Origin of the sequence: Agrobacterium fabrum str. C58, from assembly GCF_000092025.1 — a bacterium.
GTDB classification, from domain to species: Bacteria; Pseudomonadota; Alphaproteobacteria; order Rhizobiales; family Rhizobiaceae; genus Agrobacterium; species Agrobacterium fabrum.
This window is the reverse complement of the sequence record NC_003062.2, coordinates 1,645,567-1,669,316: the sequence shown is the minus strand read 5'-3', so window position 1 is coordinate 1,669,316 and position 23,750 is coordinate 1,645,567. Positions and strand designations below refer to the sequence as shown.

Below are 23,750 nucleotides of genomic sequence, written 5' to 3'. Positions count from 1 at the left end.
TCTCCTAGAGTTTTGAGGAAATTCTCCCCGCTGCTCAGTAATAATTCATATACTGATAACGGGCAGTCAGCTGCGGGTAGTCCGGTCCCTGGGCTTCAGGCTTCTGATCATAAAGGCTAAACGTCGTTGCTACCATTGCGATAACCAGAACTGTCCAGGCGGTGCTGATGACGCTGATTTTCGCCGAAGTTGACTGTTTTTCTCTTACAAACATCTGTCTGTTCCTTTGGTTTTTTATTAACGCACCATGTTTCAACATGTTCCGCGTTAACCGTAAAAATCGATTAGCATCGCCCCGGTGAAACTTCCTTGAATGGCTCGTTCATCTGGCGTTCAGAAAACTGGCGAGGGGCGTCATTCGAGAAAAAGATACTCAGCTGCGAATGATGCGATGACCGAAAGGACGATCATGAAGGCCAGCATTTTCAATTCTCCGGGTGATTAACGGGTGAGGAGCGTTTCGGTTTCCCGATGCTGTGCATTTAAACAAAATAGCTGTGAAACCGCACTGAACGGCCCGTTCATGCGCGGTTCACGCCACCCTTCCGGTTGTGGCGCGTGGTTATAAAGTCTTGCGCCGCGTGGCTCTCCATGACAAAAGGCGGGCACATGAATATCCAGCATCGAAGCGCGCCCACCATCTGAGAGCGATATGACGATTGCCTTTTATCCAGGATCATTCGATCCGATGACCAACGGACATCTGGATGTGCTTATCCAGGCGCTGAACGTGGCGTCGAAAGTCATCGTCGCCGTTGGCATCCATCCCGGAAAAGCACCGCTGTTCAGCTTCGACGAGCGGGCGGCACTGATAAGCCGGGCGCTTTCCGAAACCCTGCCGGGCGAGGCGGCACGCGTGGAAGTCGTGTCCTTCGACAATCTGGTTGTCGATGCCGCCCGCCAGCATGGCGCGCATCTTTTGCTGCGCGGCCTTCGCGATGGCACCGATCTCGATTATGAAATGCAGATGGCCGGCATGAACCGCCAGATGGCGCCTGATATTCAGACCGTGTTCCTGCCCGCCGGCACCTCGTCGCGACCCATTACAGCCACATTGGTCCGGCAGATCGCCGCCATGGGCGGCAATGTCGATGCCTTCGTGCCGAAAGCCGTGCTTGAAGCCCTCAACGCCAAGCTGAAGCGCTGACTTCAGCCTTACATTCTGGAGCCAATCCGATGAAACTCGTTCGATTTGCCTTTGCCGGCGCCCTGTTTGCCGGCGCGCTTGCCGCCAGCACTTTTGCTTCGGCTGCTGAACTTCTGACCGTCCAGCTGAAGGACGGCCCTGTTGTCATCGAACTGATGCCTCAGGTTGCGCCCAAGCATGTGGCGCAGATCGAGGCGCTGGCGAAAAAGGGCGCTTATGACAACGTTGCCTTCCACCGCGTCATCGACGGGTTCATGGCGCAGACCGGTGACGTTCAGTATGGCAACATGGAGAAGGGCTTCAATGCCCAGCGCGCCGGCACCGGCGGCTCCGACATGGCCGATATTCCGGCTGAATTCTCCAAGACACCGTTCACCCGCGGCGTGGTCGGCATGGCTCGCTCCAGCGATCCGAATTCCGCCAATTCGCAGTTCTTCATCATGTTTGCCGACGGTCCGTTCCTGAACGGTCAGTACACCGTGGTCGGCAAGGTCGTGTCCGGCATGGAAGCCGTGGACAAGATCAAGCGCGGCGCCGGCGGCAACGGCGAAGTTTCCAACCCCGACCGGATGATCAAGGTCACCGTCGGCAAGAAGTAAGGTAGGGCAATAGAGCCCGAAAAGAGGAGAATAACCATGACCGAGATCAAGGATCCGGAAAACACCATCATCATGGAAACGACGACCGGTAAGGTCGTGATCCAGCTGCTTCCGGAAGTTGCGCCGGGCCACGTTGCCCGCATTAAGGAATTGGTATCGGAAGGCGCTTATGACGGCGTCGTGTTCCACCGCGTCATCGAAGACTTCATGGCCCAGACGGGCGACGTGAAGTTCGGCAAGAAGGGTTCTGAGAGCTTCAACCCGGCCCGCGCCGGCATGGGCGGCTCCGAGAAGGAAGACCTGAAGGCGGAATTCTCCGCCATTCCGCACGTTCGCGGCACCTGCTCCATGGCCCGTTCGCAGAGCCCGAACTCCGCCAACTCGCAGTTCTTCATCTGCTTCACGGATTCCCCGTGGCTGAACAAGCAGTACACGGTCTGGGGCCAGGTCATCGAAGGCATGGAAGCCATCGACAAGATCAAGCGCGGCGAGCCGGTGAAGGATCCCGATTCGATCGTTTCCATCAAGCTTGCTTCTGCGGCTTGAGAATAGCGTATAACGTATTTACCCGCTCCGCAGGAAACTGCGGGGCGTTTCACATTGGTGACAAGGGTGCCAACCTCTCAGGCGTCATCCTCGGGCTTGTCCCGAGGATCTAACCACGTTGACGTTGTGGATCGTTAGATCCTCGGGACAAGCCCGAGGATGACGTCGAGTGTAGAAGCACCCTGTCACCACCTTCCACCCGCCCCATGCCATGCAGGGCGGGTTTTGATATTTTCGAGAGCCCTTGCAATGCGTGTAGACCTGTTCGATTTCGACCTGCCCGAGGAGAATATCGCCCTTCGCCCGGCGAACCCGCGCGATAGCGCGCGCCTGCTGGTGGTCGATCCGAATGAAAACCGCATGGAAGACCATCGCGTCTTCGACCTGCCGTCGTTCCTGAGGCCCGGTGATGCGCTTGTCTTCAACGACACCCGTGTCATTCCCGCCCAGCTGGAAGGCGTGCGCCTGCGCGAAGGTGCGCCGGAAACGGCGGTGTCGGCGACGCTGCATATGCGTGCCGATCAATCCCGCTGGAAGGCTTTCGCGCGGCCCGGCAAGCGCATCAAAGAAGGCGACCGTATCCGTTTCGGTTATGACCGCGACACTGTTAATTCATCCAGCGGGGCCTGCGGTCTTGCCCATCTCGAAGCCACCGTCGAGGAAAAGGGCGAGGAGGGCGAGATCACGCTGCTTTTCGACATTTCCGGCCCGGTGCTGGATGAGGCGATAGCCTCTGTTGGCCATATTCCTTTGCCGCCTTACATCGCCGCCAAGCGGCCCGAGGACCAGCAGGACCAGACCGACTATCAGACCATTTACGCCCGCGAGAAGGGTGCGGTTGCCGCCCCCACCGCCGGGCTGCATTTCACCCCCGATCTGTTCGAAGCGCTCGACAGTGCCGGCATCGAACGGCATTTCGTGACGCTTCACGTTGGGGCAGGCACCTTCCTCCCGGTGAAGTCCGATGATACCGACGATCACAAGATGCATTTCGAGATCGGGTATGTGTCGCAAGAGACTGCTGACCGGCTGAATGCGGTGAAGGCGCGGGGCGGGCGCATCGTCTGCGTCGGTACCACCTCGCTGCGCCTGATCGAAAGTGCGGCCACCGAAGATGGCACCATCCACCCATGGTCCGATGCCACCGGCATCTTCATCACGCCCGGATATCGTTTCCGCGCTGTCGATATGCTGATGACCAATTTCCATCTGCCGAAATCCACGCTGTTCATGCTGGTTTCGGCTTTCTGCGGTCTCGAAACGATGCGTGACGCTTACAGGCACGCCATCGAAACCGGATACCGCTTCTATTCCTATGGCGATTCCAGCCTGTTGTTCCGGAAAAACTGATGCACGAGAAATTCACCTTCACCCTGAAATCCACGAGCGGCGGCGCGCGCCTTGGCGAAGTCGCCATGCCGCGCGGTGTCATCCGCACGCCCGCCTTCATGCCGGTTGGCACCGTTGGTACCGTCAAGGCCATGTATCTCGACCAGGTGCGCGAGCTGGGGGCCGATATCATTCTCGGCAATACCTATCACCTGATGCTGCGGCCCGGCCCGGAGCGCGTTGCCCGTCTCGGCGGTCTGCACGAGCTGATCCGCTGGCCGCACCCGATCCTCACCGACAGCGGCGGCTTTCAGGTGATGTCGCTTTCCGGCCTGCGCAAGCTCGACGAGAAGGGCGTGACCTTCAAGAGCCATGTGGACGGTTCGCTGCACCACATGTCGCCGGAACGCTCGATCGAAATTCAGGGCATGCTAGATTCGGACATTCAGATGCAGCTTGACGAGTGCATCGCGCTGCCGGCCGAGCGTAAGGAAATCGAGCGTGCCATGGAAATGTCGCTGCGCTGGGCCGAGCGCTGCCGCGTCGCCTTTGGCGAACAGCCCGGCAAGGCCATGTTCGGCATCGTCCAGGGCGGCGACCAGCCGGACCTGCGTATCCGTTCCGCCGAAGGGCTGAAAGAACTTGATCTCAAGGGTTATGCCGTCGGCGGTCTTGCCGTCGGCGAGCCGCAGGATGTGATGCTCGGCATGCTCGATATCACGCTGCCGGTGCTGCCCACCGAAAAGCCGCGTTACCTGATGGGTGTCGGCACGCCTGACGATATCCTGAAATCGGTGGCGCGCGGCATCGACATGTTCGACTGCGTGATGCCGACCCGCTCGGGCCGTCACGGGCTGGCGTTTACCCGCCGTGGCCGCGTCAACATCCGCAACGCCCGTCATGCCGAGGATATGCGCCCGCTCGACGAGCAGTCCAACTGCCCGGCCTCGCGCGATTATTCCCGCGCCTATCTGCATCACCTCACGCGCTCCAACGAAGCGCTGGGCGGCATGCTGCTCTCCTGGCACAATCTTGCCTATTATCAGGAGCTGATGCAGGGTATCCGCACGTCGATCGAGGAAGGTCGTTTCGCCGATTTTTATGCGGAAACCATCGAAATGTGGGCGCGGGGCGACATAGACCCGGTCTGATCTTTTCCGACTCTTCCTCCTGTTGCGGACGCTTTCCTTGGCACATGCGCCTTACGTTCTTTTCCGGGATGACACGACCGGCACGGTGACAGCCTTCACCGAGCCGGAGGAAATCATCGTCGCGGACGAGCCCGAGGCGTTTTTTACCGCGCTTCAGCGCATGGAAGAGTTGCGCCGTGCCGGGAAATATCTCGCCGGCTATATGTCCTACGAGGCCGGTTTCCTGTTCGAACCGAAACTTGCGCCCTTTGCCGCCGAGCCCCGCAATGTACCGTTTCTGAATTTCGGCGTCTTCTCCGGCCCGCAGCCGGATGAGGGTCGCTTTGCGCGGCCTGACGCGGTGCCAGATGCGGACGCGTTTCTTACCGATCCGGTAGCGGCCTGGACGCTTCCCGAATATCAGCAGCGTTTCGGGAAGCTGCACGATCATCTGCGCCGGGGAGATTGTTACCAGGGCAATCTGACCATGCCCGTGCATGCCGGCTGGAATGGCGATCCGCTAACGGCCTTCTGGTCGCTGATCGAACGCCAGCCGGTGAAATACGGCGCGCTGGTTGATCTTGGCGGCCCGATCATCCTGTCACGTTCGCCGGAACTGTTTTTCTCGGTCGATGGCGAGGGTTTTATCGAAACCCACCCGATGAAGGGAACCACGCCGCGCGGCGCGAATGCGCTAGAGGACCGGGCGATCATCGCGGCGATGCTTGAGGATGACAAGACGCTCGCCGAAAACCGCATGATCGTCGATCTCCTGCGCAACGACATTTCCCGCATCACCGAAGTCGGCAGCCTCGATGTGCCGCGCCTGTTCGATATCGAGACTTATCCGACCGTGCATCAGATGGTCAGCCATGTCAGGGCGAAACTTCTGCCCGAGGTGACCGTGGAGGACATTTTTTCGGCCCTGTTTCCCTGCGGCTCGGTCACCGGCGCGCCAAAAATGTGGGCGATGAAAATCCTGCGTGAACTGGAAGCGTCGTCGCGAAACGCCTATTGCGGCGCGATCGGCTTTATGTCCCCCAATGGTGATATGCGGTTTTCGGTGGCGATCCGCACGATGACGCTGTTCGATGACGGCCGTGCGGTCTTTAATGTCGGTGGCGGCATCGTGTTCGATTCCGTGGCGGAGGCGGAATATGATGAGTGTCTGCTGAAATCGAAATTCGCGGTGGGGGACAGGTTGCTGCGGGGGTGATCTGCTAATTCATTCCTGTATCCAGGCGTAAAAGAAACGCGACGAGATCGGCCTGATCGTTCAGGCCAGTTTTGGCGAACACGCTGCGAAGATGAGTTCTGGCCGTTTCGTAGGACATTGCCATGACGCGCGCGATGTCACGCAGGGCTTCTCCGCGAGACAAACGTCCAGCCAATGCGGCCTCGGTGCGGGTCAGGCCGAAAAGTTCTTGCAGAACCGCCGCTGCCGGTGTGCCGCGCTCGTATGGATCGACCAGGATGACATAGGTCTGGCAGGGTGAAAAAATGTCTCTGGCGACGCCTCTAGCAGGAGAAACAAAGGCGACGACTGGCGTCGAGTTCCACCTTTTTAACAATACGGGGTTGTTAAAACATTCCTGTGGATGCGTGCATGCCCGACCGATGGCGCGTTCGAGCCGCGTCGCCGACTGTCGGCATGCCGAAACAAGGCGTTTGTCCCGAATACGCAGATCGTCGTCAAACATCTTATCGGCCGCAACAGTGGTGCGAACGACCTCGCCCAGGCGGTTCAACATCACAACCGCCTTGTCGCTTAAATTGAAAGTCTCAAGCGCTGCAACGGCGCTGGAGGACGCAAGCGTCTCGGCAAGCAAGGCGTTGGCCGACAGGCTCGTGGACAAGCGTAGAAGCAGGCCGGTCTCGGCGTCGCAAAACGGTCCTTGCGCCTCAGACCGCTGTATGGACAGCGCCCACTCCTCCTCAAGTCCTTTTATCCTTATTCCGGCGAACCACTTCAGACCGAAAGGGCGGAGTAGTTCCTGATAAAAGGGGTCTCTGGTTATTTCCTCTACAGTCAGGCAATCCAGATCCGTAACTAAACCCTCGCGATACAACATCGAAACTCCACGAAAGCGTGGATCGGCCTTGCTCCAACCGTCCTTCAAATATTGATCGACTAACTCCACGCAGCTCGAACTTGTTGGGAGCTGCGCTGCTGCGCCCTTGAGTGGTATAAACGCGGCGCCGGTCGCTCCAATTCCCTCGCTTAATGCGTCAAGGGCATGTCGCCAGGTTTGGCGCCCGAGTGCCGCGTCCGAAAAAATCTCCGCAAGCCCGTCAATATTCCACGCGGTACACACCATGGGTTGCCTTTGAGATTTAAGTATTACTAAATAATAATTAAAGTTTACAGTATAGTATATCTCTAAATGTTGAAGTCTATCTGTAGTTTAATGATTTTTTCGACCGAAACGGTACGAATTTTAGTCGCTACTCCAATTGGGTGAGTGGTGCATAGCGGCGTCAATGTATGAATACGCGAACAAAACCAGAGGAGATTGAAGGGAATTGTGAACCGTTGCTGCGGGAACGGGGAGCGCCGGGATAAGCTGTTTCAAACGGAATTTTACCGCGATTATACTACTCTAATAGAGGAATATCTCTTGATGTACTTTAAACCTTTTACAATCCGCGCTGCCGTCGCGTCACTTTTAATAATTTTCGGTGCGGTGGTCGATACGTCATCACAAGCAATGGCTGGTCACGGTTCTTCGCATGGGATCGAGACACGCGGTGGCGGCGGACGTAGCGGCGGCGGTGGTGGTTCCGGTAGCTCCGCCGCAACAGGCGCCCTTATAGGCCTGGGTATGGGCCTGCTTCTTCAAGGGTTGGCCAATGCTCCATCTGGGCGCCCTGAGGCGTCGGCAGGAGAAGAAAAGTCCGGCGATCAACTCAATCGAGAATCCCGCGAGCGCTGGCGTCGGGCGATGGAGGCGAAAAAAAAGCGGGCTGAGAATGCTTCCGCCGACGCCAGCAGTTGCGTCACGTTCGACCGGCGCAGCAACTCGCTCGCCGACTTCATCGTCAACAGTTGCAATGTCCCGATTGTCGTCAGATGGCGCGATAGCGGAAATTGCCGTACCCGTTGCATGAGCGGTGCGCCCGCTGGGGAGCGCTCGACTATAACGAAAATAAAGGGTTCGGTTTCGTATACAGCGTGCCAGGGCGCCTATTGCTCACCTAGGAAATTCTGATTGAGCCATTGCCTGACATGCGCCGGCGCGAAGAATTCGCGCGCCGGCGCATTCGGACTCCGCTGAAATTGTCCTCAGTATGGGGATAGTTGGGGTTGAAGATGCAGAGTTAAATGCGATGACTGCATCCGTCTGCCAGAAAAACTGCGCCGGTTCGCTGTCGCAACTCTCTCAGCGCCCGATCACCTCAAACGCACCATCCTCCACCAGCACTTCCTTCGCTACCGTATGGCTGAGAAAACCGCCTGGGCTGGCGCTCGCGCCATAGGCACCGGATTGCAGGATGGCGAGGAGATCGCCGGCGTTCAGTTTCGGCAGGGTCGCATTGCGGGCGAGCGTATCGAGCGGGGTGCAGAGCGGGCCGACGATGGTGGCTGTCTCATCGTGTGCCGCCTGCATCATGGCCGGTGCGACGATGGGGTAGTTGCGTTTGACGATCTGGCCGAGATTGCCGGAGGCTGCCAGGTGGTGGTGCATGCCGCCATCCGTGACCACGAAGGTGGTGCCGCGCGAGGTCTTTACCGAGTTGACCTCTACCACATAGAGGCCGCCAGGGCCGGCGAGGAAGCGGCCGGGTTCGACTATGACATGGGCATCGGCGATCAGCGGATGCGCCTTTAGAAGCGCCTTGAGATCGGGAATGGCGGCAGCCACCTTGGCGAGATCGAGCGATGTTTCCCCGGCGAAATAGGGAATGCCGAGGCCGCCGCCGAGATCGATGGTTTCGAGCGGTTTGCCGAGCATTTGCGCCATGCGACCTGCAAGAGCGATGGCGTGTCGCCATTGGGAGACAAGCATGTCGGCATCGAGGATCTGCGTGCCGCCGTAAATATGGATACCAACGAGATCGATATGTCTGACGTTCGCAAAGAGCTTCAGGACGTTTTCCAGTTCCTCCTCGTCGAAACCGAAGGCCGTGGCCTTGCCGCCCATGCGCATGGCGCCCGCCTGCGCATCCGGCACCGGATTGATGCGGATCGACGCCTTGACCGGCCTGTTGATCGCCTCGATACGGGCGATTTCTTCCGCACTCTCGATGTGGATTTCACCGATACCGCCCTCGATCACTTCGCGCAATTCGGCCATGCTCTTGCCGGGGCCGGCGAAGATGATGTTATCAGGCGCGACGCCGGCCTTTACAGCGGCGCGATATTCGCCAACGGAGGCGATTTCCGCGCCGGCGCCTTCTTCGCGGAAAAGTGAGATGATGGCGGGCAGGGGATTGGCCTTCACCGAATAATAGATATCGGCAAAACCGGAAAGCGCCGTTTCGAGATCGCGATAGGCTTGGCGCATGGCGCTGTTATCATAGAGAAAACACGGGGTCCCGGTTTCTGCAACGATATCGCGCACCGAAAGTCCGCCGATCAATAGATCGTTTTCGCTGATATCGAATAGTCCGGCGGCAAGGGCCGGGCCGTGGTTCTGGGATTTATCCGTGGGCGCCATTGTCCGTCCGTTCGCGCACCAACGCGCGGTAATCCACCTTGCCATTGGCGGTGATCGGCAGCCGCTCGACCAGTTCGATGGCGCGCGGGATCATGAAGGGGGCGAGCATTTCGGCGGCCTTCTTCAGCGCTGCCGAAACATCGATAGTCTCACTGGCCGCGGTTGCCACGGCATGCACCTTTTCACCGGCAAACGGGTCCGGCAGGCCGATGACGGCAACCTCACGGAAAAGCCCCGTCGACATCAGGCTTTCCTCGACCTCAGTCGGGCTGATGCGATAGCCCGAGGATTTGATCATGGCATCGTTGCGGGCAACAAAGCTGAAGAAGCCGTCCTCGTCTTCCACCGCAAGATCGCCGGAGTAACACACGGTCTCGCCGCCGCGCGCAGCCGGAATGAAAGGGTGAGGGCGCAGGACCTTGGCGGTGTCTTCCGGCCGGTTCCAATAGCCGAGAGAGACGGTTGGGCCGCGATGCACGAGAATGCCGGGCTCGCCCGGTTTTGCCCTTTGTCCCTTGTCGGTGACGATGAAGATTTCACATTCGGGAATGGCCTTGCCGATGGAGGTCGGGCGGCGGTCGATTTCGTCCGGCGGCAGGAAGGTGGAGCGGAAGGCCTCGGTCAGGCCATACATCAGGTAGATTTTCGTGTCCGGCAGCTTTTCGCGCAGCGCCTTCACGGTCTCCTGCGGCACACGCCCGCCGGAATTGGTGAGGTAGCGCAGATGCGGTAGGGGCGTTTTCGCGAGCAAAGGGGCTGCCCGCGTCAGGATCGCCCAGATGGTCGGCACGCCGGCAAGGCCGGTGATGGCCTGGTCGCGCAGGTCGCGGACGATCTCGTCGCCCAGCCGGAAGGTGGAGATAATAGTGGTCGCGCCCTGTTCCACCGCCGTCAGCAGCTGGTTGAGACCATAATCGAAGCTGAAGGGCAGGAGGGAGAGAATGCGGTCCTTGCCGGTAATATCGAGATAGGTACGCACGATCCGCGCACCGGCCAGAAGATTGCGGTGCGACAGCATCACACCCTTGGGCGAGCCGGTGGAGCCGGATGTATAAAGGATGGCCGCGAGGTCTTCGCCGATCGCCGCCGAAGGGCGGGCGGGCGCGCTTTTGCGTGCCGTGATCTCTTCCGCCAGCAGGATCGTGATATCAGGAAGGTCAGTCAATGCTGCCTTCAGCTCATCCATCATTGCCATGCTGCTGATGACGATCTTCGCGCCGCAGTCGGTAACGATATGGCGAATCTGCTGTGCCTTCAGCAGCGCATTGACCGGCACGAAAACGCCGGATGCCATGCTGACGCCGAAGATCGACCAGCATTCCTCGAAGCCGCGCGGCAGGTAGATGACGACGCGATCGCCGCGCTCTGTGCCTGCTTCATGCAATGCCGCTGCACAATGTGCTGCTGCCTCCGCGAATTCGCGATAAGTCAGCGATTGTTCCTTATGCACAAGCGCCTGATCCTCGCTAGCCGCACGGGCAGCCAGAAGATGGTGCAGCAGGAAATGCGGTGTCATTTCCTCCGTTCCCTCAGAACGAAGGTGATGAGATCGGCGGGCGTGCCGAGATTGTCAGGGGTGAAATGCTCGTCATTCAGAATGATGCCGAAACTTTCGCCGAGAAAGACCATCAGTTCCAGAAAGCCGAGCGAATCGATCACGCCGCCTTCGAGAAGCTCGGTGTCGGCGGAGAAAGGCGTGTAGGCGGGAAAACGGTCAGCAAGGTAGGAATAAATGGTGTCGGCAACGTCGATTTCATTTTCTTTCGCCACGAGCATGCTTGTTCTCCAATTCCCCGTTTGATCCCCATGGACCCGCTCCGGAACGACGCTTTCCCTGTAAAGGCCAGGATTCCATCAGGTCACGCAGGATTCACTAGAATACCTAGGGTGGCAATAACACCAACTCTGAGTATGTTTCGTTAATAAATTGTGGGTTCCATGCGCCTTTTACTTGTATTGGCGCGAATTTATGTGCGGCAAAGCCACCGGCGCGACGGTCTTTTTCGCAAGCCGCCATGGTCAGGGCAAGCCGGCCTTTGCCAAGCAGGTGGCGGGCAATGGCGGGCAGGTGCCGTTGTGCGATCTCCCGGTCCTCGCAATAGATCAGACGGGCGGAGGGCAGTTTCTTCGTCGTGGTTTTCAGGAATACCAGCGGGTGGCGTCGGCCTTCCGCCTCCAGGATGGCCACGATGCAGCCGAGACGGGCGTGGTCTTCCAGCATCTCGCGTATTTCAGAAGACAGGGTTTCCGCCGTTGTCCGCGTCAGCGGATGGAGCCGCGCGCCTGCCGGACGAAATGCCGTCAGCGGCAGGGGATAAAACAATGTGCAATCCGTCACCGTGTGAAAACCCAGCCGCTCGTTCAGCTTGCTGGCTTCGGGCGAGGCGGTGAGATCGGTGAAGAGTTCGTTTTCGTCCGATGACGCCATCTGCAGCATGCGCGGCGCGAACCAGCGGCAGGACGGTTCGACATACCAGCTTGAAAGATTGACGATAACCCGGCCGGTATCGGGCAGGCGGCTTCTGATCGTCAGCAGCACACCTGCGGCATCGTCGCCCTTCATCAGCAACTGGCCGATCGGGCCGAGATGACGCCGCTCGTGATGTTCACCGATAAGCGACAGGCCACGCGCCCAGAAGGCCTCGCTTTTTTCCGGGAAACCTTTCGCCAGAAGGCCAACGGCGGCGGCGCGGTTTCCGTTGTCTATCGGCACGATTTTCAGGGGTCGCTCTCCGCTCACTGGCCTTGCTCTGGCCGGGGAGAGATTTTCAACTCCGCCGCGCAGTATTGGCTTACGACGATAGATTTACCGTGCCGTTAATCGCCATGGCTGCAGGAGGCCGGCGGCGATCACATTTGCATGAATGGCGGGCGCACCGTCAGGCGCGCCCACCTTCGTCTGGAATCAATAAACAACGACGCCGCGGATCGATTCACCCTTGTGCATCAGCTCGAAGCCCTTGTTGATGTCTTCGAGCGGCATGGTGTGGGTGATCATCGGGTCGATCTGGATCTTGCCTTCCATGTACCAGTCGACAATCTTCGGCACATCGGTGCGGCCGCGCGCGCCGCCGAAGGCGGTGCCCATCCAGTTACGGCCGGTGACCAGCTGGAACGGACGGGTGGAGATTTCCTGGCCGGCGCCGGCGACGCCGATGATGACCGACTTGCCCCAACCGCGATGCGAGGCTTCCAGCGCCTGGCGCATGACCTTGGTATTGCCGGTGCAGTCGAACGTATAGTCTGCGCCGCCGATGAGGTCGCCATTACGCTTCGTCATGTTGACGAGATAGGGCACGATGTCGTCGCCGACTTCCTTCGGATTGACGAAGTGGGTCATGCCGAATTTTTCGCCCCAGGCCTTGCGGTCGTTGTTGATATCGACGCCGATGATCATGTCCGCACCGGCAAGACGCAGGCCCTGCAGCACGTTGAGACCGATGCCGCCGAGACCGAAGACGATCGCCGTGGAGCCAATCTCGACCTTGGCGGTGTTGATGACGGCGCCGATACCGGTCGTGACGCCGCAGCCGATGTAGCAGACCTTGTCGAAGGGCGCGTCCGGGTTGATCTTGGCCAGCGCGATTTCCGGCAGGACGGTGAAATTCGAGAAGGTCGAGCAACCCATATAGTGGTGAATCTTGTCCTTGCCGATCGAGAAGCGCGAGGTGCCGTCAGGCATCACGCCCTGGCCCTGGGTGGCGCGGATGGAGGTGCAGAGATTGGTCTTGCGCGAGGTGCAGGAGTAGCATTCGCGGCATTCCGGCGTGTAGAGCGGAATGACGTGGTCGCCCTTCTTGACCGAGGTGACGCCGGGGCCGACATCCACGACGATGCCCGCACCTTCATGGCCGAGGATTGCCGGGAACAGGCCTTCCGGGTCAGCGCCAGAGAGGGTGAAATCGTCGGTGTGGCAGATGCCGGTCGCCTTGACTTCGATCAGCACTTCACCGGCGCGGGGACCTTCAAGCTGAACGGTCATGACCTCGAGCGGTTTTCCTGCCTGAATGGCAACGGCGGCGCGAACGTCCATATTCGATCTCCTCAGTCTTTTAATATCAAAGTAAAAAGGTTTTGCCCGAGCGCGGCTGGCCGGGCAAGGCAAAATCCGGTGACCCGGAATGGAAAAAGGGCGTGTGCGGTCACACGCCCCTTTATTCTGGCTGATAGATACGGGCAGGGCCTATGGCGTTGCGTCGCTCTCTTGTTCCGTTGCGACGCGTTCCACGCCAAGCCACGCCGCACAATCCTTCAGCGCCCGCGCTGCAACCAGCTGGCGTTTCATGATCGTCTTGTCCTTGCCGCGAAAACGTTTCACACCATCAGGCTTGACGATGGAGCCCGGCTCCAGTTCCGGGAACAGGCCGAAATTGATGTTCATCGGCTGGAAGGAACGCTTGCCCGGCTCATCATCGGATGAGAGGTGGCCGCCGGTGATGTGGTTGAGGAGCGAGCCCAGCGCCGTGGTGGCCGGCGGCAGGCTCGGGGCCTCGCCCTTGCGCTCCGCAGCGGCGAAGCGGCCGGCGAGCAGCCCGACGGAGGCGCTTTCCACATACCCTTCGCAGCCGGTAATCTGGCCGGCAAAACGCAGGTCGGGCCGCGATTTCAGCCTCAGCGAGCGGTCGAGCAGGATGGGAGAATCGATATAGGTATTGCGGTGCAGGCCGCCTAGGCGCGCGAATTCCGCATTTTCCAGACCCGGAATCATGCGGAACACGTCCGCCTGCACACTGTATTTCAGCTTGGTCTGGAAACCGACCATGTTGTAGAGCGTGCCGAGCGCATTGTCCTGCCGCAACTGGACGACCGCATAGGCTTTAACGGTCGGGTTATGGGCGTTGGTGAGGCCCATCGGCTTCATCGGGCCGTGGCGCAGCGTCTGACGGCCGCGCTCCGCCATGATCTCGATCGGCAGGCAGCCGTCGAAATAGGGCGTGCCTTCCCATTCCTTAAAACCGACCGTGTCGCCGGCGATCAGCGCGTCGATGAAGACGTTGTACTGTTCCTCATCCATCGGGCAGTTGATATAATCCTTGCCCGTGCCGCCGGGGCCGACCTTGTCGTAACGCGACTGGTACCAGCAGATATCCATGTTGATGCTGTCGCGGTGCAGGATGGGGGCAATGGCGTCAAAGAATGCCAGCGCATCTTCGCCCGTCTCAGCCTGAACCGCTGCTGCCAGATCCGGTGAGGTGAGCGGGCCGGTGGCGATGACGGTGCTGCCCCATTCCTTCGGGGGCAGGCCTGTTACTTCTTCGCGGACAACTGTCACCAATGGGTGATTTTCAAGCATATCCGTCACGGCCTGCGAAAACCCGTCACGGTCGACGGCCAGTGCGCCGCCGGCCGGCACCTGGTGTTTGTCGGCGCAGGCGATGATCAGCGAGCCGGCAAGCCGCATTTCCGCATGGATGACGCCGACCGCATTGGCCGTCGCGTCGTCGGAGCGGAAGGAGTTGGAACAGACCAGTTCCGCCAGCGTATCGCCCTTATGCGCATCCGTGCCGCGCACGCCGCGCATTTCGTGCAGGATGACGGGCACGCCGCTCTCAGCAATCTGCCATGCGGCTTCCGAGCCGGCCAGTCCGCCGCCCACGACGTGAATGGGAGAATGGGTCTTGTCTTGCATACTGGCGTCCATGAACCGCACGCGGGGCAAAGCTCCCGTCCGGCGGCTGTCATTCGAGTGATGGTTCGCGCGGGTCCCTCGGGGACGCGGCATTGTTGCGGGATGCACTAGCATGCATGGCCGGGGCAGCCAAATGTTTTTGCGGGGGGAATAAGCGCGGGAAGAGCCGATTGGCGTTATGGATCGAGCGCATGCCGCTTGTTTCTTCTCGTCGCTGGCGAGAAGAAATATGCTGCGATGCCGGGCGCTTTTCCAAAGGCTGGTTTCTCCAGCCGAACCCCCGGAATCAAAAACGGCGCCAGAGGCGCCGTTTTCTTAAAACCTGTCGCTCGATCGTCGCGCCCTGGAGGTCGGGCAGCGGGACGATCTTTTACGCCTTAGCGGAACGAACGGGAAGCAACGTTACGGATGTCGTAACGTGTCAGGCCGATGTCGCTCAGGGCCTGGTTGGACAGGCTGCCGAGTTCGTTGATCGTGCGGCGGTAGGAGATCCAGTTCTTTGCGATGCGGATAGGGTTCATGATCGTTTCCTCAATCTTTCTTTGATTTCGTCGGCCGGCTCAGTGTTTCTGTGCTCTCGGCTGTTGAGGTTTTATATATAGACATTAGGCCATGTTGTGCAGTGCAGAATTTAGGCTACTGCCATGCATTTGTGCACTATGTCGGCTAAATTTGCGGCTTCAAGCGGCACCTGAGCAAAATATGGGCGGAAGTGACTGCGTTTCGGGCGCTTTTGCTGGATTCGGCTGATGCGGAGGGTTTTGGCGGGTGTTTCGGGCCGGCGGAGGAGGCCGGAGGGCCTGCCGGCGCTGCTTTGACGCATGCGTTTTGATGCGTCATGCCCTGAAGATGCACGACGATGCATTTGGGTGTTCGGAGCCCAAACGAAAAAAGGCCAGAGACGGGAGCCTCAGGCCTTTTTGGGGAAGTCGTCTTCGCATCCGCCGCAATGAGCGGCGGCGCGTTTTATTATTAGAAGCCGACGGCGGTCTTGGCGACGCGGCGGATGTCCTGACGGCCGATGCCGAGGTCATTCAGTTCGCGGTCGCTCATGCGGCCGAGTTCGGTTACGGTCTGACGATACTTGCGCCAGTTGGTCAGCGAGCGTGCAATGTTCATTTTCATCTTCCTCTTCGTGCTGTTCAGTCTCTGCGGCCAGTCTTGGGAGGCTTTGGTCCGGGGCTGAACTGATCTCTGTATGACCATGAATATAATCGGTTTAAGCGAAACAAAAACAGACAAAGCAAGATGTCACCTATGCACGAAACGCAAGGCAAGCCGGTAAATTGACCCGATTGCGGTGATTCATGCATAATTTGTGACCAATTTATGAGCTTTTGGTGGCTATAGAGGGTTCTGCGATGCGAAGACGTGCGGCGGAGCCGGTGCAAGCCGGTGCGGGGCGGTGTGCGAAGGCGGAAGGCTGGATTGCGGGGTTTGACAGCGGGCAACTCTTCGGCACTGCCAGCCGCAAGCGGTGCTATATATAATGTCAGCATAGCCGCATAAATATTGCCGCCTTGCCGGATGCCTTCCCTTGCAGGCGCGGGGCTGCATTGAGAACGAAGGGTGGAGATGCGGGTGGTTTTCCTGTTCGGGACAACGCCTGCCTGATTGCCTGCTCATTTCCATCCCGCGCTGGTGGCAAGCAGCGGAAGAGGGCTCGCCGCCTTCCACCAGTTAGGTGCGGTCAATAAAAGTCCGAAGGAAACGAAAGGCGGCCATACGGCGTGCTTGACCCTTTCAGAACATTGTGACATACCGCCGCCCAACGTGCGGGTATGGCGGAATTGGTAGACGCATTGGTTTTAGGTACCAACGCTTCGGCGTGGGAGTTCGAGTCTCTCTACCCGCACCACAAGCAAAGCATGGCTGTGCCACGCTTGTGCCAGAGTGCATCTTTATAAGATGCGGGGAGCTTCGGGGTTCATTTCTCCCCTTTGGTCTTTTTCTCCGGTGCAGGCGAAACGGTGTCCGGCAGGCGCTTGTGTAAAGAAATAAGGGAAGCCACGGCCGGGGAACGACGTTTCCGGCGCAGTGCTCGAAAGTAAACCAACGGCTGTCTGAGCACCGCCGCCATGATGTGAAGGTTAGGAAAATGCAGGTTATCGAAACGCTCGCTGATGGGCTGAAGCGCGAACTCAAAATCGTTATCCCGGCTGCCGACATGAAGGCCCGTCTGGATGAGCGCCTGGTTGACGCCAAGGACAAGGTTCGCATCAACGGTTTCCGTCCCGGCAAGGTGCCGATGGGCCATCTGAAGAAGATGTACGGCAAGTCCATCATGGCCGACCTCGTCAACGAGCTGGTTCGTGAAAAGCCTTCCGAAATCCTTTCCAGCCGCGGTGAGAAGTCTGCAACGCAGCCGGCCATCTCCATGACCGAAGACGAGCAGGAAGCCGAAAAGATCCTGTCGGCCGAATCCGATTTCGAATTCACCGTTGCCTACGAAATCATTCCGGCCATCGAACTGAAGGCCAATGACGGCATCAAGGTTACCCGCGAAGTTGTTGAAGTCTCCGAAGACGAAATCAACGAGCAGATCCTCAAGATCGCCGAAAGCGCCCGTACCTACGAGACCAAGAAGGGCAAGGCCGCTGATGGCGACCGCGTCACTATGAACTATCTCGGCAAGGTTGACGGCGTTGCCTTCGATGGCGGCACTGCTGAAGACGCTGAACTGGTTCTCGGTTCGGGCCGCTTCATCCCCGGCTTCGAAGACCAGCTCGTTGGCGTTAAGGCCGGCGACGAAAAGACCATCACTGTGACCTTCCCGGCCGACTACCCGGCTGCGAACCTCGCAGGCAAGGACGCCACCTTCGACGTCACCGTCAAGGAAGTTGCTGCCGCTGCTGCTGTCGAAATCAACGACGAACTGGCTGAAAAGCTCGGTCTCGAATCGGCTGAAAAGCTGAAGGAGATCGTCAAGGGCCAGATCGAAAGCCAGTTCGGCAACGTCACCCGCCAGAAGGTCAAGCGTCAGATCCTCGACCAGCTGGACGAGATGTACAAGTTCGACACGCCGGCTGGCCTCGTCGACGCCGAGTTCGACAACATCTGGCGCCAGATCAACACCGATCTCGCCCAGTCCGGCAAGACCTTCGCTGACGAAGACACGACCGAAGAAGAAGCCCGCGAAGAATATCGCAAGCTTGCTGAACGCCGCGTCCGCCTCGGCCTCGTTCTTTCTGAAATCGGCGAAAAGGCCGGCGTCGAAGTGACCGAAGAAGAAATGCAGCGCGCGCTGTTCCAGCAGCTGCAGCAGTTCCCGGGCCAGCAGAAGGAAATCCTCGATTTCTTCCGCAACACCCCCGGCGCTTCCGCTTCGCTGCGCGCTCCGATCTTCGAAGAGAAGGTCATCGACAAGCTGCTCACCGAAATCTCGGTAACGGACAAGACCGTTTCCAAGGAAGAGCTGCTGGCTGACGACGGCGAAGAAGAAACGGAAACCAAAAAGAAGGCTCCGGCCAAGAAAAAGGCTGCTGCCAAGGCTGACGACGCCGCTGAAGGCGAAGAAGCCGCTCCGAAGAAGAAGGCTCCGGCAAAGAAGAAGGCCACTGAGGCCGACGCCGAATAATCTTCTTCAGTGCAAGCTGATTGAATTGAAGGGCCGTGGCGAAAGCTGCGGCCTTTTCGTTTGATTCAGGATGCGATGTGTTCGGCCTTGAACCGGTTGGCCAGCGGCATAATCATCGCCACTGGGCGCTACGCTAGAACTCCTTCCGGCTATCGCTTCTCGGATCGTTATCCACCTGATGAGGGGCATATAGATCGGTACGAGCTTTTTGCCGCCATGGTCGCGCGGGATGTTCCCGATCGATGATGACGTCCGCCAGCGCAATTGCCGGTAACCCATTCATTGGGCATTGAGCAACCCATTGACCATCCGGTGCTGCTATTCCCGATGGGGCGCCGGGACTTTGGGCGGCAAGTGTGGAATAGCTGACCCAATAGGTGTTGCTCGCTGCATGACCCAATATCTCGGCGGCAAACGCATGGGCATTTGAAGCGTCTTCGCCTGCGGTAGAAAACAGCACGCAATCAACATTCAGCTTCTCATATTCCATGAATATTTCCGGATAATGCGCCTCCATGCCAAGCGCGCAACCGAAACGGAAGCAATCGACTTCGAACGTCACCGGGAGGCGTCCCGGCGAGTACATGAACGAGATTTTGGTTTTCGACAAAAGGCGCTCATCATAGCGGGTTATGAGCGTTCCACGATCTGAGATGACATAGAGGCTGTTATATGGACGGTGTGGCGGCGTCAGTTGATGAATGGCACCTAGAACTGTCCAGAGTTTCAGTTTTCGCGCCAATTTCCTGATCGCCTCCAGTTCTTCGCGCAGAGTTTTCCATTCAAAGCGTGTCCAGTCGGCAGGGCCGATTTCCCGCGGGCCAGTCTCTGACATGATCCGTTTATGCGGCCAGCACGTTGCCCCTTCAGGGAAGTGTATGAGACGTGTGCCAGCATTATGGGCATTACCCATGAGACGGCGTATCTCGTTTCCGCAGGTCTTCAGGGCGGAAACGTCGCGGGGATCGTTGAACAAGGATGTTTGCGCGACCGCCACTCGTATTGAGTTGCTCGAAGGAGCGTCCGGTATTCTGCGAATATGCTGGAGAGCAGCAGTATAAGATTCGCCGGTTTTGGCTGCGCGAGCTCTTACACGACGTTTCAGATTGCTATTTTCAGTCATTGTCGGCCTTTCACGTTTCGGACGCAGTTCCCCAGCAACCCACCCGAAACGATCGGACCAAGACAGTTACCTGAGACAACAGTCCCTTTGCCTCCGTTGAAGACCCTGCTGGGGAAGGTCATGGAGGTTTAGCGCAGGCTACGCGGTGACAAATATCCGTTGGAAAACACCGATTCGTCAAGCGGCCGGGGCACTCGGCCGCGTGAAGATCCTGATCACAATGCAGTGCAACATGATTTTTTGCTGCATCTGCTCTTGTTCATCTCCCGTTCATCTGGCACCCTGCGCAGCATGATTTGCCCTGGTCGCGCATTGCGGCCATTCGGGCTTCGTGCGCCGCTTTGACGTGGCCTCATCGCTGCCAAACCATTGGCCTTAAGCTTTTACCGTGCTTGCCGGGTCTCCCGGCGCGCCCTTAATTTGCCAGGGACAAGTATGTCGCTCCGAACGGGTTCTGCCCTTGTATTATCGCTCTTCATCGCCGCGGGTGCGGCCCGTGCCGATGACGCCGGGTTGATCTGGAAGCCGGTCAAGAATTCCGACCGATCTTATACCGCGCGCATCGGCGCGAAGCTGCCGGTCGATACGCCGATTCGCGCCGGGCTGGAAATGGGCATGAGTGCTTCGAAGGCGGGGCAGGTGGTGGATACGCCGGTGAGGCTATGGGGTAATGTCACCCTTTTGGCGGAACAGTTGCCCGGTGTTTCGCTCGCGCGGGATGTCGGCGTCATGGTCAACGCGCTGACGGGGTCGAGCAGCGTTTCCATGACCTCGCAGCAGAAGCGTATCGTCACGCCGGAACTTGATATCGAGGCGAACCGTAATTTTACCGTGCGTTACGACGGCACGGCGCAGCAATGGAACGGGCTCGATGTATCACAGTCACTGCGCCTGTCCCGCTCCGAAACCGGCACCGCCTTTGTGCTGACGGGGGCGAGCCGCAACAGTTTCAACGAGTTCAGCAGCGGTGTGGCGGTGGAGCAGAAACTGGGCGACCACCTGACGGTGCGGGGTACGCTTGATCAGGGATATGCGGATCATTTCCGGCCAGGGGTGAGTGCGCGGTATAGCATTCGGTGGTGAGGGTGCGCGTCACCCATCATCGAATGAATGCGAGGTGATAGGCATCCTCGTTCCATACGCGGCGTCATTCTTGGGCTTGTCCCAAGAATCTAATCACGTCGCATAAAGCGAAACGTTGCAGATGCTCGGGACAGGCCCGAGCGTGATGGGCAGGAGAGTTTTTGCACATCGCAGATGATCTCTTACCTGCAACAAAGCCTCAATCCTTCTTCAACTCACCCATGCGGTTCCACGCATCCAGCCCGGCGATCTTGTAGGCTTCTGCCAGCGTCGGATAGTTGAACGTATTCTCCACGAAATATTCCACCGTGCCTTTGAGGTTTAGCACCGCCTGGCCGATATGCACCAGTTCTGTCGCGCCTTCGCCGACGATGTGGACGCCGAGCAGGCGGCGGGTTTTCAGCGAGAAGATCATCTTCAACAGACCGCTGTCGAGGCCCATGATGTGGCCGCGCGAGGTTTCGCGGAAATGGGCGATGCCGCATTCATAGGGAATGCCGCGTTCAACAACTTCCTCTTCCGTCAGGCCGCAGGTGGAGATCTCAGGCACGGCATAGATGCCGTAGGGGAAGAATTGCGGCGGCTCGCCGGCCGGTGCGCCGACGGCATGGCGGGCGGCGATGCGGCCCTGTTCCATTGACGTGGAGGCAAGGCTCGGGAAACCGATGATGTCGCCGGCGGCATAGATGTTCGGCACCGAGGTCTGGAAGGTCTCGGGATCGACCTTCAGGCGGCCACGGCTGTCGGCCTCCAGCCCGCAGGCGGAAAGATTGAGCGTATCGGTGGCGCCGACGCGGCCGGCGGCGAAGAGTACGGTCTCGGCTTTCAGGACGCGGCCGTTGCTGAGCGAAACGAGGCATTTGCCGCTTTCGTCGCGCTCCACCTTTTCCGCCTTCTGGCCGAAGATCAGCTTCATGTTGCGGTCGCGCAGCTGATAGGTGAAATCCTCGACGATTTCCTTATCGATGAATTCCAGCATGGTCTCGCGTGGTTCCACCACCGTTACCTGTGTGTCGAGTGCGCTGAAGATCGTCGCATATTCGATGCCGATGACGCCGGCACCGACGACGACCATGGAGCGCGGCAATTCCTTGATCTCGAGAATCTCATCCGAATCGAGCACCGCCTGGCCATCGAAGGGAATATGCGGCGGCCGGTAGGGCCGGGTGCCGATGGTGAGCAGAATGGAGGTGGCAGTGACGGTCATGACTTCACCGTCGCTCTTCACGACTTTCATCGTGTTGGCGTCGATGAAGCTTGCCGTGCCGCGAATGTGCTGCACGCGGTTGCGGGCGAACTGATGCTCCAGCACCTCGACTTCATGATCGAGCGTGATGAGCAGACGGCGGCGCAGATCGTCGGCGTCGATCTCCTGCTTGACGCGATAGGCACGGCCGTAAAAACCGCGCTCGCGCCAGCCGGTGAGATTGAGCGCGGTTTCGCGCAGGGTCTTGGACGGGATGGTGCCGGTATGCACGGAAACACCGCCGACACGGCTGCCTTTCTCGATGACCAGAACCTTCTTTTCGAGCTTGGCGGCCTGGATGGCGGCCCGTCTTCCCGCCGGACCGCTGCCGACAACAATCAGATCGAACTGGTACATGAAAAACCCCGGAACAGAATATATTTCGATACCGGATGTCGCATCCGGCGTGGCGTCGTCGCGAAATGGTCGTGATGCCATTTGGACGATGGGGAGTGATTCCCGTATCAGCCTTGCCCGTAAGTGTGCAATGCAACAAACGCCTGCGTCAATCTGTAGCGTAATAATCTGACGGATTCGTAACTGGGGATGGATTTTCGGGAGGGTTGTCCGATTCGTATCGGAGGGACGGTGGGTGGGACTTTACCCCCCCTCTGCCCTGCCGGCATCTCCCCCTCAAGGGGGGAGATCAGCAGGAGGCCCTTTTGTCGCTTCATCCTCAAACGTTGAGAGGGGCGGAACCTCGCCGCAGATCGATCTCCCCCCTTGAGGGGGAGATGCCCGGCAGGGCAGAGGGGGGTAAGCCGTACGCACTTCCGTTCACTTCCTGAAAACGCCCCAAAAACCAACAGCTTCATCCCGCACAGCGCTGCCATGCGGGGTATGGATGGAGAGCACCGGGCGATCCCCGGCTGCGCTTCAGGTGAGGTTGGTGTGGGTCGGATGCGTTGCGCAGCCGGGTCTTTCACCATGCCGTATCTCGCAAGGGCCGTGCACGGCGCTTTGCGAAATGGTCCTTTCCACGAACGTTGCCGGCGTTCCACCACCAGGACCGTCCTCTAGTTTCCGCCACGTCTGGCGTTCACCCGGCAGGACTGCGTTCACTCTAACAGTGCGGCGCGGGGTGGGGAAAAGCGGGGAAGATGTTTTTTCGCGTCAGTCGTCTTTGCGGGTGACGTGGTGGTGGATGGCGGCGATGTCCTGGCGCAGTGCCGCCAGTTCGGCGAGCACCTTCACATCGATCTTTTCATGCAGCGACAGAACCTCCAGCTCGGCCTTCAGGTTCACCTCATAGTCCTTGGCGGCCTCGAAACGGTCGCGGGCGGCCTGTCGGTTCTGCGACATCATGATGATCGGCGCCTGGATGGCGGCCAGCATCGAGAGAAGCAGATTGAGGAAGATGAAGGGGTAGGGATCGAAGGCGCGGGTGGTCAGCACTATGGTGTTGATGATGGCCCAGAAGATCAGGAAAAAGCAGAAGCTGAGAATGAACCCCCAGGAACCGCCGACCTTGGCGATATTATCCGCCAGCCTGTCGCCCAAACTGGCGCCGGCGGAAAATTCCGCATTGATGTCGCTCGAAACCAGCTTCTTCTGGTGCGACAGTTCCAGGATGCGCCGTTCCACCTCGCCGATTTCGCGGGAGGAGCGCTTGAAATGCGAGACGATATAGTCGGAGATATCTGACACGGTGTGTCTCCGGTTCTGATGGGGGTGCTTGTGCGT

General features: G+C 58.9%; 22 protein-coding genes and 1 tRNA gene. 10 read left to right on the top strand and 13 right to left on the bottom strand.

Going from position 1 to position 23,750, the window contains the following annotated elements; all coding sequences use genetic code 11:
- Window positions 1-34 precede the first annotated feature (34 nt).
- The gene (locus tag ATU_RS08250; protein ID WP_006314430.1) at window positions 35-214 is read right to left on the bottom strand and encodes a hypothetical protein; all 180 of its coding nucleotides are present in this window, start codon (window positions 212-214) and stop codon (window positions 35-37) included.
- Window positions 215-652: 438 nt separating this feature from the next.
- Between ATU_RS08250 and coaD the strand changes: the two genes are divergently transcribed.
- The 6 genes from coaD (at window position 653) to ATU_RS08220 (ending at window position 5,967) form a co-directional block, all read left to right on the top strand.
- Entirely contained in the window at window positions 653-1,147 is a 495-nt protein-coding gene (gene coaD, locus ATU_RS08245; RefSeq protein WP_010971796.1) for a pantetheine-phosphate adenylyltransferase, read from the top strand.
- Window positions 1,148-1,176: 29 nt separating this feature from the next.
- Window positions 1,177-1,746, top strand: a complete 570-nt coding sequence (locus ATU_RS08240) for a peptidylprolyl isomerase (protein ID WP_006314433.1) — start codon at window positions 1,177-1,179, stop codon at window positions 1,744-1,746.
- Between the two features lie 36 nt (window positions 1,747-1,782).
- The gene (locus ATU_RS08235) at window positions 1,783-2,292 is read left to right on the top strand and encodes a peptidylprolyl isomerase (protein WP_010971795.1); all 510 of its coding nucleotides are present in this window, start codon (window positions 1,783-1,785) and stop codon (window positions 2,290-2,292) included.
- A gap of 249 nt (window positions 2,293-2,541) precedes the next feature.
- The gene (gene queA, locus ATU_RS08230; protein WP_010971794.1) at window positions 2,542-3,642 is read left to right on the top strand and encodes a tRNA preQ1(34) S-adenosylmethionine ribosyltransferase-isomerase QueA; all 1,101 of its coding nucleotides are present in this window, start codon (window positions 2,542-2,544) and stop codon (window positions 3,640-3,642) included.
- Window positions 3,642-4,772, top strand: a complete 1,131-nt coding sequence (tgt, locus tag ATU_RS08225; RefSeq protein WP_010971793.1) for a tRNA guanosine(34) transglycosylase Tgt — start codon at window positions 3,642-3,644, stop codon at window positions 4,770-4,772. Before queA ends, tgt begins: the two co-directional genes overlap by 1 nt.
- A gap of 37 nt (window positions 4,773-4,809) precedes the next feature.
- Window positions 4,810-5,967 carry an aminodeoxychorismate synthase component I gene (locus ATU_RS08220; protein WP_035258604.1) on the top strand — a complete coding sequence of 386 codons (1,158 nt, stop codon included), beginning with the start codon at window positions 4,810-4,812 and terminating at the stop codon, window positions 5,965-5,967.
- A gap of 4 nt (window positions 5,968-5,971) precedes the next feature.
- On the opposite strand, the gene ATU_RS08215 is transcribed toward ATU_RS08220, so the two are convergent.
- Window positions 5,972-7,069 (bottom strand): helix-turn-helix transcriptional regulator, encoded by a 1,098-nt coding sequence (locus ATU_RS08215; RefSeq protein WP_010971791.1) that lies wholly within the window; start codon window positions 7,067-7,069, stop codon window positions 5,972-5,974.
- A 300-nt stretch (window positions 7,070-7,369) separates the two neighbouring features.
- On the opposite strand from ATU_RS08215, the gene ATU_RS08210 reads away from it, so the two are divergent.
- On the top strand, window positions 7,370-7,960 hold the full coding sequence (locus ATU_RS08210; RefSeq protein ID WP_164927881.1) for a hypothetical protein: 591 nt from the start codon (window positions 7,370-7,372) through the stop codon (window positions 7,958-7,960).
- 171 nt (window positions 7,961-8,131) lie between these two features.
- Here ATU_RS08210 and ATU_RS08205 read toward each other — a convergent pair whose 3' ends face one another.
- From ATU_RS08205 to ATU_RS08170, 8 genes are all read right to left on the bottom strand, one after another.
- Window positions 8,132-9,409: a type III PLP-dependent enzyme gene (locus ATU_RS08205; protein WP_035258602.1), complete on the bottom strand. Its 1,278-nt coding sequence runs from the start codon at window positions 9,407-9,409 to the stop codon at window positions 8,132-8,134.
- Window positions 9,393-10,925, bottom strand: coding sequence for an AMP-binding protein (locus ATU_RS08200; protein WP_010971788.1), 1,533 nt, complete (start codon window positions 10,923-10,925; stop codon window positions 9,393-9,395). Before ATU_RS08200 ends, ATU_RS08205 begins: the two co-directional genes overlap by 17 nt.
- On the bottom strand, window positions 10,922-11,185 hold the full coding sequence (locus ATU_RS08195) for an acyl carrier protein (protein WP_010972661.1): 264 nt from the start codon (window positions 11,183-11,185) through the stop codon (window positions 10,922-10,924). The genes ATU_RS08200 and ATU_RS08195 overlap by 4 nt, the downstream gene beginning before the upstream one ends.
- Window positions 11,186-11,291: 106 nt before the next feature.
- Complete coding sequence (locus ATU_RS08190) at window positions 11,292-12,032, bottom strand: hypothetical protein (RefSeq protein WP_035258647.1); 741 nt, start codon at window positions 12,030-12,032, stop codon at window positions 11,292-11,294.
- A 282-nt stretch (window positions 12,033-12,314) separates the two neighbouring features.
- A complete protein-coding gene (locus tag ATU_RS08185) occupies window positions 12,315-13,442 on the bottom strand; it encodes an S-(hydroxymethyl)glutathione dehydrogenase/class III alcohol dehydrogenase (protein WP_006314443.1) in 1,128 nt (375 codons plus the stop codon).
- 150 nt (window positions 13,443-13,592) lie between these two features.
- Window positions 13,593-15,050 carry a methylenetetrahydrofolate--tRNA-(uracil(54)-C(5))-methyltransferase (FADH(2)-oxidizing) TrmFO gene (gene trmFO / locus ATU_RS08180; RefSeq protein WP_035258597.1) on the bottom strand — a complete coding sequence of 486 codons (1,458 nt, stop codon included), beginning with the start codon at window positions 15,048-15,050 and terminating at the stop codon, window positions 13,593-13,595.
- Window positions 15,051-15,415: 365 nt separating this feature from the next.
- Window positions 15,416-15,559 (bottom strand): DUF1127 domain-containing protein, encoded by a 144-nt coding sequence (locus ATU_RS08175; protein WP_003515516.1) that lies wholly within the window; start codon window positions 15,557-15,559, stop codon window positions 15,416-15,418.
- 451 nt (window positions 15,560-16,010) lie between these two features.
- Complete coding sequence (locus ATU_RS08170) at window positions 16,011-16,157, bottom strand: DUF1127 domain-containing protein (protein ID WP_006314448.1); 147 nt, start codon at window positions 16,155-16,157, stop codon at window positions 16,011-16,013.
- Between the two features lie 656 nt (window positions 16,158-16,813).
- On the opposite strand from ATU_RS08170, the gene ATU_RS08165 reads away from it, so the two are divergent.
- Both ATU_RS08165 and tig read left to right on the top strand, forming a co-directional pair.
- Window positions 16,814-16,896 (top strand) — tRNA-Leu (locus tag ATU_RS08165).
- 240 nt (window positions 16,897-17,136) lie between these two features.
- On the top strand, window positions 17,137-18,615 hold the full coding sequence (gene tig / locus ATU_RS08160; protein WP_010971784.1) for a trigger factor: 1,479 nt from the start codon (window positions 17,137-17,139) through the stop codon (window positions 18,613-18,615).
- A gap of 133 nt (window positions 18,616-18,748) precedes the next feature.
- Here the strand turns inward: tig and ATU_RS08155 are convergent, their stop codons facing one another.
- On the bottom strand, window positions 18,749-19,738 hold the full coding sequence (locus ATU_RS08155; protein ID WP_010971783.1) for a carbon-nitrogen hydrolase family protein: 990 nt from the start codon (window positions 19,736-19,738) through the stop codon (window positions 18,749-18,751).
- Window positions 19,739-20,173: 435 nt separating this feature from the next.
- Here ATU_RS08155 and ATU_RS08150 point away from each other — a divergent pair, with 435 nt between their 5' ends.
- Entirely contained in the window at window positions 20,174-20,821 is a 648-nt protein-coding gene (locus tag ATU_RS08150; protein ID WP_010971782.1) for a hypothetical protein, read from the top strand.
- A gap of 199 nt (window positions 20,822-21,020) precedes the next feature.
- Here ATU_RS08150 and sthA read toward each other — a convergent pair whose 3' ends face one another.
- Window positions 21,021-22,424 (bottom strand): Si-specific NAD(P)(+) transhydrogenase, encoded by a 1,404-nt coding sequence (gene sthA / locus ATU_RS08145; RefSeq protein ID WP_010971781.1) that lies wholly within the window; start codon window positions 22,422-22,424, stop codon window positions 21,021-21,023.
- A 756-nt stretch (window positions 22,425-23,180) separates the two neighbouring features.
- Window positions 23,181-23,714 (bottom strand): DUF1003 domain-containing protein, encoded by a 534-nt coding sequence (locus tag ATU_RS08140; protein ID WP_006316675.1) that lies wholly within the window; start codon window positions 23,712-23,714, stop codon window positions 23,181-23,183.
- Between the last annotated feature and the right edge of the window lie 36 nt (window positions 23,715-23,750).